The 13,555-nt window shown below is 34.2% G+C and carries 12 protein-coding genes; 8 read left to right on the top strand and 4 right to left on the bottom strand.

Annotated features, from left to right (window positions below; all coding sequences use genetic code 11):
- Nucleotide 1 precedes the first annotated feature (1 nt).
- From AC0KSB_RS15040 to AC0KSB_RS15075, 8 genes are all read left to right on the top strand, one after another.
- Nucleotides 2–424 carry a hypothetical protein gene (locus AC0KSB_RS15040; RefSeq protein ID WP_472310613.1) on the top strand — a complete coding sequence of 141 codons (423 nt, stop codon included), beginning with the start codon at nt 2–4 and terminating at the stop codon, nt 422–424.
- 69 nt (nt 425–493) lie between these two features.
- On the top strand, nt 494–1,231 hold the full coding sequence (locus AC0KSB_RS15045) for an ABC transporter ATP-binding protein (RefSeq protein ID WP_472310615.1): 738 nt from the start codon (nt 494–496) through the stop codon (nt 1,229–1,231).
- Between the two features lie 5 nt (nt 1,232–1,236).
- Entirely contained in the window at nt 1,237–2,886 is a 1,650-nt protein-coding gene (locus AC0KSB_RS15050) for a putative ABC transporter permease subunit (RefSeq protein ID WP_472310617.1), read from the top strand.
- Between the two features lie 225 nt (nt 2,887–3,111).
- Nucleotides 3,112–5,367 (top strand): putative bifunctional diguanylate cyclase/phosphodiesterase, encoded by a 2,256-nt coding sequence (locus AC0KSB_RS15055; RefSeq protein ID WP_472310619.1) that lies wholly within the window; start codon nt 3,112–3,114, stop codon nt 5,365–5,367.
- A 39-nt stretch (nt 5,368–5,406) separates the two neighbouring features.
- Entirely contained in the window at nt 5,407–5,670 is a 264-nt protein-coding gene (locus AC0KSB_RS15060; protein ID WP_472310621.1) for a hypothetical protein, read from the top strand.
- Nucleotides 5,671–5,803: 133 nt separating this feature from the next.
- Entirely contained in the window at nt 5,804–6,214 is a 411-nt protein-coding gene (locus AC0KSB_RS15065; protein WP_472310623.1) for a BlaI/MecI/CopY family transcriptional regulator, read from the top strand.
- A 32-nt stretch (nt 6,215–6,246) separates the two neighbouring features.
- Nucleotides 6,247–7,455 carry a M56 family metallopeptidase gene (locus AC0KSB_RS15070; RefSeq protein ID WP_472310625.1) on the top strand — a complete coding sequence of 403 codons (1,209 nt, stop codon included), beginning with the start codon at nt 6,247–6,249 and terminating at the stop codon, nt 7,453–7,455.
- Between the two features lie 120 nt (nt 7,456–7,575).
- Nucleotides 7,576–9,693 (top strand): YfhO family protein, encoded by a 2,118-nt coding sequence (locus AC0KSB_RS15075; RefSeq protein ID WP_472310627.1) that lies wholly within the window; start codon nt 7,576–7,578, stop codon nt 9,691–9,693.
- Between the two features lie 44 nt (nt 9,694–9,737).
- Here AC0KSB_RS15075 and AC0KSB_RS15080 read toward each other — a convergent pair whose 3' ends face one another.
- The 4 genes from AC0KSB_RS15080 to AC0KSB_RS15095 form a co-directional block, all read right to left on the bottom strand.
- Nucleotides 9,738–11,225: a phytoene desaturase family protein gene (locus AC0KSB_RS15080; protein ID WP_472310629.1), complete on the bottom strand. Its 1,488-nt coding sequence runs from the start codon at nt 11,223–11,225 to the stop codon at nt 9,738–9,740.
- Nucleotides 11,225–11,803 carry a TetR/AcrR family transcriptional regulator gene (locus AC0KSB_RS15085; protein WP_472310631.1) on the bottom strand — a complete coding sequence of 193 codons (579 nt, stop codon included), beginning with the start codon at nt 11,801–11,803 and terminating at the stop codon, nt 11,225–11,227. The genes AC0KSB_RS15080 and AC0KSB_RS15085 overlap by 1 nt, the downstream gene beginning before the upstream one ends.
- Before the next feature lie 82 nt (nt 11,804–11,885).
- Complete coding sequence (locus AC0KSB_RS15090) at nt 11,886–13,052, bottom strand: MFS transporter (protein ID WP_472310633.1); 1,167 nt, start codon at nt 13,050–13,052, stop codon at nt 11,886–11,888.
- An 82-nt stretch (nt 13,053–13,134) separates the two neighbouring features.
- The gene (locus tag AC0KSB_RS15095) at nt 13,135–13,476 is read right to left on the bottom strand and encodes a hypothetical protein (protein ID WP_472310635.1); all 342 of its coding nucleotides are present in this window, start codon (nt 13,474–13,476) and stop codon (nt 13,135–13,137) included.
- Between the last annotated feature and the right edge of the window lie 79 nt (nt 13,477–13,555).

Genomic DNA, 13,555 nt, shown 5'->3' on the forward strand with positions numbered 1-13,555 from the left:
CATGAAAAATGATGAGAGAGTAATTGCAGAAGCGATAAAAGCAAAAAGTATTGGATATATGATTTTCTGGTTTGGAACATTTGCCGTTTTGTTGTACAGGTGGTTTATTCTAAATCAATCACTTAAAGAAACACTAGACTTTTTCTTGGTTTGGTTAATTGCATCTTTGGTACAATTTATTATTTTGGCGATAAAAGGAACGCCTATAACCTATCCTTTTACAATGAGTAAAAAAGAACAGGGATATTTTATTTTTTTAGTTCCTCTGTTAACAGGGATACTTTCAGCTTTAGTTGTCTTTTTGCGAGTCGGTATGGATCTGAAAAAGATATCAGGTGCTTTTGGAATAAGTTTATTTGGTACACTTTTTTTGTTTTTTATTTACAAATTTATTCTTTATTTATGGGAAAAAAGGAACACGTAAAGCTTACAAAAAATCTAAATCTATTAGCAGTATATCCTGTTTAAGCAAAGCTGAATTGAGGAGCGAATTATGCTAGAGGTAAATAATATCATAAAAAACTATGGCAAAAAAAAAGCTGTTAAGAATGTTAGTTTTAAAGTAAATCCAGGAGAGATATACGGATTTTTAGGACATAATGGGGCTGGAAAGACAACAACCATAAAGGTATGCACCGGCCTTTTAAGACCCAATTCAGGAACTGCTGAAATTTGTGGCTATGATATTGTAGGCCAGCCGCTGGAAGCTAAGTCAAATTTTGGTTATGTTCCCGACAACCCATATTTATATAACAAACTCTCAGGCAGGGAATTTTTGAATGTAGTTTCGGACATCTATATAAAAAAAAGAAATATGAACACTGCAAAAAGAATAGATTCTTTGTTAGAAGAGCTTCAAATGACGAATGATGCTGACAAGCTAATCGGAACATACTCCCATGGCATGCGAAGGAAAATAACTCTTTGTGCTGCACTTTTACACAAACCTGCAGTAATATTTCTTGATGAACCTACAACTGGTCTGGATGCTTCCAGTGCTAAAGTAGCTAAAGATTTGTTTAGAAAACATGCTGATGAGGGATCTGCAATTTTATTCACAACCCATGTGCTTGAAATAGCCGAAAAAATATGTGACAGGATAGGCATTATTCATCAAGGAGAATTATTAGCAGAGGGCTCTTTTGAGGAATTAAAAACAAAGTACAATAATTTTGGTACAACACTTGAAGACATTTTTTTGGGTATAACCGAAAGCAGGAAGGATGGCTAAAAAGAGTGAAGTATATCATGTGGTTTGTTAAAGTGCGTTTTTTTGTCTTAAAAAATAGTCTCTGGAGAGATAAAAAAACAGTTGCTAAAACATTATCAATAACATTGGCAATAATAATAGGGCAGATTTTATTAACTAATATAATTTATAGAAATATTTTTAACAACATTTCTGCTTCCGACGAGATGATAAAAGCACTGCTGAATATATTCTTTTTTGCAACTGTTATATGGATATATTCAATATCTTTTATTCAGAGCATAAGTGCTTTTGTGCGAAATTTTTACAAGTCACCAGATATGAATTATTTGGTTTCAATTCCTGTTCCTTTTAACCATATTTTCTTGATTAAGTTTCTGGAACATATAATTAACAGCACAAAATCAATGTTGTTTTTGTTTTTTCCATTTCTTGCAGCATTAGGTATATGGGCAAATGCTCCAGTAATGTATTATTTTGTGATTATCCCTTTTTATATATTTATAACGATTATACCATGTGCGATTGGTGCTATTGTTGCAATGTCTTTTTTAAAAATCGTATCAGCAAAGATATTTAACATTATGACATCAATTATTGCTTTTGCTATAAATATCTTTTTTGCAATTTTCTTTTCACGAGCACAAGAGATTCTTGAACCTTTTTTGACAAAGCTTGTAGAATTTTTTGAAAAACCCTGGATTTCGGAATTAGTTCCTTTGACAGCGGCTGTAAAGCTTTTAAATTATGCAGTTGTTGGGAAATGGCCTTTATATGCTGTGCTATTTTTGCTTATATCAACTTCTATATGCTTGCTGATTGCATTTGTAATATCAAAAAAAATATACTTTGCAGGTTGGGTCAAAAATCAAGTTGTTGAGTCACAGAACAATAAAAAAAGAACAGTTTTTGTTGATAATTACAAAAAGTCGCATGCAAATGAAATTACAACATGGATAAAATCGGAGTGGAAGATGGCAATAAGAAATCACGAGATGCTTATCAGTTCAGCTTTTATGTTGTTTTTCTTTCTGTTTACAATATTTACATTTATATATGGCAACCTCTTTTCTGACAGTCCGATGGTAGGAGTTTCTTTACTTGTTACAATAGCTGCTATTTTCAATATAATAGCTGTATCTATGCTTTTTATACCAGTAGATACAAAAAAGGATAAAAGTCTTTGGAAAACCCGCTACTGGCTACTTAAAATTTTGCCGCTCGAAGGAGCAAAAGTGTTCACAATACAATGCAATATGTTTTTTATTCCGGGCTGTATCATAAGTTTTGCAGGTATTATTGCTTATTCTGTTTTTGTCGGATTAAGTTTTCATTTATTACTTTTATCGCTTCTGGTTTTGTTTTTTATTCTTTATGGCAGTTCAGCAATATATACTTCAGTCGAGCTGCTGTCATTGTCAGATTTTTTTGAAAACAATGAATTTTTGGGTAATCTTATAACAGTATTATTTCCTCTGGCATATGGCTTGTTATCTGCAGGTAGTATCACTTTGTTTTTGGCTGGTGACATCTTATCTGATATTATAATTTTATCCGATATCAGCGCCGTATTGAGTTTGCCTGTTGCCGGTACTATTTCGGCGGTGACAGTGTTTTTGGCATTAGTATTTCCAAAAATTATTTTTGCTAAGGTATGGGAAAATTTAGAGATATAAAATTTTTTTGTTTGCTTGTTAAGAGTAACATATGCGTTGACTATAATTAAGTAAATATGATAATTTTTTATTATGGAATTACTCAAATAGAAATTACAAATAAAAAATATAAGTATATTACAAAATCTTCAGAGCTGATTGAAGAGAATTTTGACTATTTGAGCTATTTCTTTTTCCGATAAGCATAGTGATCCATTTGAACAGGTGGATCTGGAGGTAGGCGAAGTGGGAAAAGATAAACTCAAGAGAATTGACATAAAATTATTTATTATACCTTTTGTGGCTTTATCATTAGGCTTTGCTTCTTTGTCTTATTTTACTGCTGTAAATCGCATAAATGCACATTATAGTTTTCTTGAGGAAATGACCATTAATGTAGCTGATAGCTATTCTCAAAGCTTCGAAAAGTCTGGAAAAGCACATGATATTATTACTGAATTGCTTGAGGAAAAACTCTTGATTGCAAGTCAGGCAATTATGCTGATAGAAAACAAAGAAAGCAATCAAATTCTTCGAGATATTGCAGAGAAATTTAATATTGATGAGATATATTTATACAACGACAACGGCGAAGTTATCTATAGCACATATGAACCTTATGTTGGCTGGAAAGCTTTTGACGGTCACCCGGTTTATGACTTTATGGTCAGTGATCAGAATATTCTTATTGAAGAAATACGTCCAGATAGCGAAAGTGGTATATATTATAAATTCGGCTATGTAAAAAATGGTGATGGACATTTTGTTCAAATAGGTGTTTTAGCTGAACATATACATGATTTTCTAGACTCTTTTGAAATTAGTAATGTTGTTGATGAAATTTCCGGCAGCCAAAACACTCATTTTGTATTTTTCATAGATTCTGAATATGAAATAGTTGCGAGCAATTTGCCTGATGCTGTTGGGTACAGGATAGAAGACCCCGAAGCTAGAGAAAATATTTCTAATAATAACTCAGATATAGTTCGTGGCAATATTGAGAATATTGATGTATATCAAGTTGCAGTACCTATATATTCAGATGAAAAGTATATTGCCACACTTGCCATAGCTTGGCCGGCAAGGGATATAGATAATGCTATCAGAGAAATCGTTGTGAATGGAATTGTTATATTTGTTGTAGTAGTTATTATACTTGGATTGGTTTTGTTTTATGCGTTCCAAAAAAATAGAGCGAACATAAAAATTGCTTATTATGATAAATTAACCGGATTGCCTAACAAAGAATATCTAGAGGAGTTTTTGCAAAAAGCTATTGCTAATTCCAGCAAAAAAAAGAAGGCTGTCTTGCTACTTAATTGCACTAATTTTAAAACATTAAACATGACATATGGCTTTTCATATGGCGATCAAATACTTAAACAGATTGCTGAGAAAGTTAAGCAGTTATTTGATTCAGATAAAATGTTCTTTAGGTTTAGTGCAGATAGATTTGTTACATTAATTGAGGATTATGAGGATAAATTCGAATTAAAACAGACAGCGCAAGCTCTTGTAAAAGTTTTTGAAAACCCTTTTGATGGTGGAAATCACCATCAATTTGTCAGTGCAGAGGTAGCGATAGTAGAAATAAAAAACGAAAACATAACCGTTGATAAAGTTTTGCAAGATGCAACAATGGCATTGGATAGAGATTATGAGAAACCAAATGGCGCGGTTATATTCTATAGTGATAGCATGGAACATAGTATTAAGCGAAAAGACAAAATAGAGAAGGCTTTACGGGCAATTGGCAAGGGAGAACTGTCCGAAGCATTGTATTTAGAGTTTCAACCGAAACTTGATCTTCAAACCAATAAAATTGTTGGTTTTGAGGCTCTTGCACGTCTTAATCATCCTGAATTAGGCAGAATATCGCCACTGGAATTCATTGCAATTGCAGAAGAAAAAATGCTTATATTTGATTTAGGAAATCAGATTTTAAGCAGAGCTTGTCAATTTGTGGCTAAACTGCGTGTTCAAAATATCGAAAATGTAAGTTTAGCTATAAACATATCAGGAGGGCAATTATTAAGAGAAGAGTTTGTTGCCACAATCAAAGAAAGAATTAAACTATCAAAAAATGATACAATCTCAATTGAGATTGAAATTACAGAATCAGTTCTTTTTGCTAATTTCAACCTTATTAATAGCAAGATGGATGAAATCAGGAAAATGGGAATAAAAATTTCTCTTGACGACTTTGGCACCGGTTTTTCATCTTTTTCCAGATTGCGTGAATTAAATGTGGATTCGTTAAAAATAGATAAATCATTTATAGATAAGATAGGTCATTTAAGAGAAGATGGTTTAATCACAGCCGATCTTATATCTATGGCTCACAAAATTGGTTTGACTGTAGTTGCGGAAGGTGTTGAACAAGAAGAGCAGCTTGACTATTTAAAAGCACATGATTGTGATGTTATTCAGGGCTTTCTTATCAGCAAACCTTTATCTGCAGAAGATGCAATTGCTTTTTTGAAAAATTACGGAGAAAAATAAAATTCAATTTAGATACGCCAGAAGAAAAGGATGCTTAAAATGATTACAATCTTCAACCGAAAAGAACTTATCATGACAACATCGATGGAAGAACAAGTAAGAGTATGTGATATTCTTGCGGCAAAAGGAATTGATTACACCATCAAATTAATTAATCGACAAAGCCCATCTGCATTTAGTAACAATCGCGCAAGAATAGCCACTTTCGGGGAAAATATGGACTATGCATATGAATATACGATTTATGTTCACAAGAACGATCTTGACGAAGCAGCTGCATATATTCATGGAAAAATTAAATAGATTTCTTCATAACTAAATGATGAAAAGTTTCTTGAACCAAATAGAGCATAAGTGAAGTAAAATACAATCATTGCAGCCAAGAACAAAATAGGCTAAACTATATTTGTAGTAAAGGTTTTGGGGGGTGGTTATTTTGCCAAGAAAAAGAAATATTGTTGACAATAATGATCAGGAAAATCAAATCAGTGAATCTGAATTAACTATTATGCAGGTAATCTGGCAGACAACAGATCCGGTATCAGTTCAATATGTGCATGATCAATTAAAAGAGACAGAAGGCTGGCAATATAATACGATAGCCACGTTTATGGTTCGTTTGGCAGACAAAGGATTTTTAAATATTTGTCATCAAGACGGACGTGGAAGAACAAGATTATTTGTTCCCATAATATCGGAAGATGATTATCTTAAAAATCATTTGAGTCAGACGATAAAACGTCAGTTCCGTGGATCAGCAAAAGCTTTTTTTGCTGCTTATATGTCACAAGAAAAACTGGATAAAGAAGAAATTGATGAATTGCGTGAGTGGTTAGATAAACAGTAGACAAAAATGAATGCATTTATATCGAGGCTTTTATGTTTAATAGTATTACATCATTGTTTCTAGTTCTTACAATAGGTTCTATCCCCGGCCAGTTAATGGTTTTGTTTGTTGTTGCTTTTTTCAAAAAAACACGATTTAAAAGTGTTGATGCTAAAGTTAAAAAATATCTTCTTCTAATTAGCTATTTCTTATCACTGCTTCCTTTTTTTTATATAATTGCTAATCAAATATATTCGTCATTGGCTGAAAAAGGGTATACTGCTTCTGCATTTGATGGGGATTACTATGTTTCTAATATATCAAATACATTTTTTAGAAATGAATGGGTGATGCCTCTGGCTTTTTTCTGGTTCGTTGGTGTCATTTTTAATTTATACCGCTCAAGGCGAAGGCTTATGGATTTTCGTGAAAAAGTAATGCTTGAAGGAATAACCTGTTCTATTCATGAGCTTGATATTGATTGTTCAGAGCTGCCTGCACAAATTATAAATTATCTTTCTAAATCAACAATTATCAAACATCCGGCTGCTCAAAGCCCTTTGGTTTTCGGATATAGAAAGAGATTTTTGATTATCCCAGATCAGACATTGACACAAAATCAGCTGCATATGATTATTTGCCATGAAATGACACATCTCAAGCATAAAGATTTGTGGGCAAAACTGCTAGCAGAGATAACACGTTTAGTTTTTTTCTATAATCTTGTTTTTATTTACGCATCTCAGATGCTAGATGAAATTTGTGAGCAGTTATGTGATCGAGCGGCAACTGCAGAAATGTCACCAGAACAAAAAAAGGAATATGGCTATCTGCTTTTAAATATGCTAGAGCAAGCGGAACCAGGAAACCAAATGACGCAAGCTGCCTTGTCAAAAGATAAAAAACAATTGAAAACCCGTTTGCAGGCAATTGTTAATCCTTTAAAAGTTTCACCATTAAGACAAAGCTTGGTCGCTTTTTTGGCAGTTGCTGCTATATTAATCTCTTTGATAACAATTGCAATGATTATTCCCGAAGTAAACGAATGGGATAGAAATCGTCAATTATTGTCTGACATTGTTGTTGAAGAAAATATTTATCCGACCTCTACCTATATCGTGGATTATAATGATGAACAAGAAATGACTTATGCCAATCCGATTGATAATTATGCCTATGAAGATGATGGGATATATGAGACCACAACTTTCGTCACATATGATGAACCCATTATTGTCCAAACTACAACTGTAGTTGACTAAATCCCGAAAAACAGTTAAACTACAAATGTAGTATAAACGCTCAGTCTTTAGGCTGAGCTTTTTAATCGTGTTTTGACGATATAAATTGTCTGATAAACGCCAGTAGCTAGGAAAATAATTATGAGAAATCGGAAAAATAAATTTAGTCTTGGCATAGAACCCAAATATCAATTTGTTTATAGCTTTCTGACTCCAGTTGCCATTATGATAATTGCTTTCATTGTCGCAGGCATTGTTCCTTTTGGCAATCGCAATTTAATGGCTATGGATGGATACGCGCAGTATTTTCCTATGTTGCGAGAATATGTACGTACGAAGTCCGACTGGTCATTTGCAGGCTCGCTAGGCTTCAATCAATTGACACAATCTGCCTACTACACAAACAGCCCGCTTTGGGTTTTGCTTCATTTTGTACCTGCAAAAAACACTATTGAAGCTATTCACTTCATTGTTATTCTCCGCTTTGGTTTAGCTGGTCTTAGTTTTGCTTGCTTTATTATGCGATTTTACCAGTTCAAGTCAAAATTTGTTTTTGTTTTTTCTGCTGCATACGCCTTATCCGCTTATACATTAGCTTTTATTAATCAGTTTATGTGGATGGATATTGTGATTTTGCTTCCTCTTTTAGCATTAGCACTCCAGCTTTTGTGGGAAAAGAATCAGTTCCTTCCGTATATTTTGGTTCTAGCAATTGCATTGTATTCAAATTTTTATCTTGCGTATGTACTCTGTATATTTGCGGTATTATGGTCTTTATACCTGATTTTCCGACAAAAACATTCTGTACAGAGGCGATTGCTTTATCTATCTAGGTTTGCTCTTGCTTCAATTATTTCAGCAGGTTTGGTTGCTTTTATTTTATTTCCTACATATATAAATTTGCAAAACACTTTGGCTGCTAGTGTAGGTTTACCAGATAAATTAAAACTATATCATCCGGTTTGGAAGTACTTGTTGCATTTTTTCCCGTTTCAAAAAATATCCTTGGCTTACGAAGAGGCTAATATTTACTGCGGTTTAATATCCTTCATCTTAGCTGCTTGTTATTTGCTGTATAAGCGAAGGTCGGTTCGCGAAAGATGGATTTTCATCTTGTTTGTTTTGACCTCTTATTTTTGTTTTAATTTAAATATTCTGGATTATCTGTGGCATGGATTTCACTATCCAAGCCAATTGCCTGCCAGGCAAAGTTTTGTTTTTGTTTTTGTCTTGTTGATCTATGCCTATAAAGCATATAACGAAAAAAATTTTGTACTACACCTTAAAATTAAAGGATCATACAAGCGAATAAAAAGCTTTGACCTTAAAACATTGATTGCTATCGTACTTCTTTTTGAAATACTTGCGAATTCTGTTTTTACATTGGCTGCATATACTTGGAAAGCAAATCACAATCAATACATTAATTATGAAACAGAATTACAGTATCTGATAGAAAATTATGCGCCACAAGAAAACGAGTTTTATAGAATGGAGTTTTTGCAGCCTACTCATAATCAGGGATTGCGCTATGGTTACAATGGATTAGGATATTACTCTTCCTTAATGTCTGGACAAAATTATCAGTTTTTTAAAAATATAGGGATGGATATTTATGCTCAAAATGTGAGCACAAATTATGTTGCCGATGATCTCTTGAACGACATTTTTGCTGTACGTTATCTGATTCAAAAAAATGATGATCCAGTTGATATTAATAATCTGAATTTGGTAAAAATTGAAGAATTAGATAAACTGACATTGTATGAGAACCCAGACTATTGTTCGATAGGCTTTGCCATAGAAATGGTGGATTTTAGAGAAGTCAGTGCTTCACAAATAAGAGAACAGCTGGCTTTGGCAATAGGAACAAGTTTACCAACAACCGATGTGAGCTTTTTGGAAATTAATCAATATACTCCTGAGAAAATACAAGGAACTCTATCTGTTGATCAGGATGCTCAATTTATTACAAGTATAGGTGCTGAGGAGGGTTGGAGAATCATTGTGGATGGGGTTGAAGCTAACACTTTCGCAGCCTTTGATTATATGTTGGCTGCTCCAATCACAGCCGGTGAACATGAAATAGAAATAGTATATGAGACTCCAGGAAAGCTTTTTGGTTCAAAAATATCATTTATGAGCATAATCTTTTTATTCGTTTGGGTGTGGGTGGAAAAATATAAACGAAGCTACAATGAAGCACATCAATTTGGATACGTTAGAAGAAAGCCAGTTGTATTGAGAATGAGAATTTAGTAAAACAGATCATCAAGCTTAAATTAATAAGATCCTTCACTAGATTAATCTATCTTGCCCTGAAACACAGTATTTGTATCTTTGCATAGATATTGAACTGCTTTACGCCCTGTTTCTGCTGCTACGGGCAGACCGCCCGGATACATTAAGCGCTGACCGGCAAAATAAACTTTTGTAATACTTTCGGGTTTTGAAGGATAACTTTTCATTTTGTTTCCTTTTGCGATCATTGACATCCACGATCCTTTATATGAATGTAAATACCGCTCATATGTAAGAGGTGTTGCTACATCCCAAACTGCTATTTTCCCGGCTGTCTTTGGATATTTTTTTGCCAGTATAGCAATAAATTTCTCTGCTAGCTTTTGTTTTTCGGATTTATATGTACCGTTTTCTTTGCAATTTTTCCAGAAATCATAGCTGTCGCCCATAATTGTAGATGTTATGGCGGTACAACCTTCAGGTGCGTACCCGTTGTAGGTTGCATAATTATTGATACCTATAATGGTTTCTGACACACCGCCGCAACAAATAGGCTCTTCGGATACGAATGTCAAACTTTCTGGCATATCTGACAAATCTGCCTCTACCCCCACACTGATAAAGGTATTGAGCATAGGTTTCGTTTTTTCGCGCATTTCTTTTGCCCAAGGTTCTGAAATAGGCGTGTCAAACAAAGTATCAATGGCAACAAGCGTATCATTGGTCACTATCACCGCATCTGACAGTATGAGCTCATCGTTTGCAATAATTCCACAAGTAACACTGTTTTTAATCGATAACTTACTCACCTTTTGACCGTATTTTATAGTTCCCCCTAGCATTTCAAAACGGTTTGCCATACGTTTTGCCATGCCTAGAGAACCTCCCTCTGGATATCCTCCGTCACCGGAGGCAAGTGTTGAAATGGTAAAGGTCATTCCAGAAGCATTATTATCGGCGCCTACTATATTTTCAAGCAAAAGCTGTAATAGAGGACTTTTAAACCGCATCGAGAATTCTTTTGATGATTGGTTTGCGTAAAAAGAGATTCGGAGTATAGCTGGTAACATGTCTAAAAGTGTAGATAAAGACATAGAAGACTTTTGCTTCACCTTAACATTCCTGATATCTTGAATAGGCATATCCATTCTGGTGAATTTCTTTAAATCTCTGCATAATCTAATGATTTCTTTTTTATCCTCCGGTGATATTTCTAAAAAATGTTGACGAAGCTTATCAATATCCCGATAAAGGTACGCAATTTGGCTGTCATACTCAAAAGCAAAAAAAGGATCACGATTATAAATATTAACACTATCATCTAAAGCACCCACTTCACGCCAAAGCTTGTTAAGAGAGGTCTTTGGTGATGACCCTGTTAGCCAGTGCATTCCACCCTCAAACAAATATCCTTTTCGTCGCCAGCTGGTAGAAGCGCCTCCTGGAATAGTGTGACTTTCATAAATTTCAACATCAAATCCGCTTTGAAGTGCATAAATGCCTGCCGTAAGTCCAGCAATACCTGCTCCGACAATAATTACTTTCTTCATTACGATTTCCTCCTAATAATATCAACAATCCAGTCGCTTTCAGGGCAGGGAGCACCAGGATTCAAAGCTACTTGCTCTGCTATGCCCTGAATAGAACACCAATAAGCGATTGCTAGTGCATATGGGTCACCTTCCCGAATAGTACCGTTTGTCTGACCTTTCTGTATTAACATTGTTGTAGGCGTATAAATATCAAAATTCAATAAGATTTCTTTAATGCTCTGTGGCGCTGCCTCATTACAAAAAGTCTGACTCATAAGTACAAACATTTTTGCGACAAAAGGATTGCTTTGAATATAATGAAAAATCTGTTTTGCAGTAGTTTCGAAAAATTCAAGTGGTTCCATATCTGTAGGATTCATCATGCTCATAGGACCTGAAACGCCTATTTTTATTAGCTCTTCATACAGTTTTTCCTTAGATTTAAAATAATGAAATAAAAGGCCTACACTCATACCGACACGTTCTGCAATATCGCTGATTTTAGTAGCAGTATATCCTTTCCGTATAAACAGATCGAGTCCGGCTGCAAGAATTTCTTCCCGGCGTCTTTCTTTTTGTTCCTCACGAATACGCATATTGTTGAGTCCTCGTTCATTGAATTTATATTCAATAATATAAACACAGATAAGTTGTTTGTCAAGAAAAAAGATTTGCAGATTAAAAAGATTTTATTTTACTAACTTTTTTTAACAATACAAAATATATGAATATCATAGCCAATCCTACAGCTGTGATCAGTCCCATTAGAACGAATGACAATCTATAACCATATTCTGATGACATGGAACTAATTACCATTGGAAAAATAACGCCGCCTAATCCACATGCTGAGCTCATAAGGCCGGAAGCAAAACCAGGTCTGGCAGTGTTTTCTGACGCACTACTCATAAGGTTAGGCCATATTGGACCTAAGCTAAAACCAACTAAGAGTATAAGTACAAAACTCAATACAATATTTGTGTTAAACGCAAATATTGTTAATGCGAATACTGAAATGAAATAGCACATCAGTAAAATAATTCTTTTATGCTTGTAGAGATAACCGCTTAATATCCTTGACGGAATCATTGCAAACCAAAACAAAGATAGGATATAAGCGGAGTAGGAAGATGATTCGAAATTGAAATGCACAAAAGAGTCAAGGAAAAAACCTACACCTACTTCAATCCCAGCATATATAAGAATTCCAGCTGCCAAAAATAACAGGATAAACTCTTTGTTTAATTTCGATTTTTTTATGCTGCTTGTAGTAAACACCTGACTTTTCTCTTTAACATCTAATAAAGAAAGAATTAAACTCAATAGTAAAAAAATCGAACCTGCTACTACAAAAACAAATCGCCAAGTTGCTCTAGTATTTTGCATTATCCACGAATTTATTATTGGGCTTACTACAGCTCCTAAACTAAATAAACTCTGGGAGATGTTAACGTATTTATTTGCCTTTTGCGGATATAGTGTTGTGAACAAAGATACGGAAATACTCTCACTTACACTGTACCCGCAACCTATAATAAATATCCCGGCAATCATAACAAAATAACTCTGGGAGATGACAACAATTAGACATCCTATCGAAAAAACTACGCCAAAAATACTGACTATTTTTTTCTTTCCAAGACGATCAGCCAAAAAACCTAATATTGGAGGGAAAATAATAATAGCAAAATATTGAGAAGAAACAAGTGCGCCTTGCCTTATACCACTCAATCCTAATTCTGCAGCGATTGGTCTTAAAGCGATTTGAAAGCCACTAGCTTCATAACCTAAAAGAAACATCATTGCGGAAACAATTATTACTGGCAAATATTTTTTTTCTTTCATTAGTATATCCTATTCTGCAACAATACTTATTTACTTTAAATTATGATGTAATAAGCAGACTCTAACCTCGTGACTTAAATCATCATTCGTGAAATCGAAAGACGGTTATTGAAAGAAGATTGTTTTGGTATGACATATCTGCTTTGTTTATCATGCTTCCAAGCAGATTAAGTTCGTCGCGTTTAAAGTCGCCGCCAAGGAGGCTGTAGTAATATTCCTCAAGCTCGGGACGGCGTTCTTCGTTGAATACTTCATATAGATCATCGTAGTCTTCAGGCTTTTTAGAGCATGCCCCTTCTATATGAATGATAGTTTCCTTTGCCGAGTATTCAAGCGACATATTAATTTTATATATTTTGTTGCGAAAGAAATAATCTACTAGCTCACTAAGAATTTTTGATGCCTTGTTCTTTTCCGTTGCCATATTTCCTCCTTAATTTGATTGGTAATTTTTGTTCTCTTCTAACCTGTTTCTAATTACTATTCTATTACTAGATAAAATC

The sequence above is a fragment of the Ercella succinigenes genome (assembly GCF_900002895.1).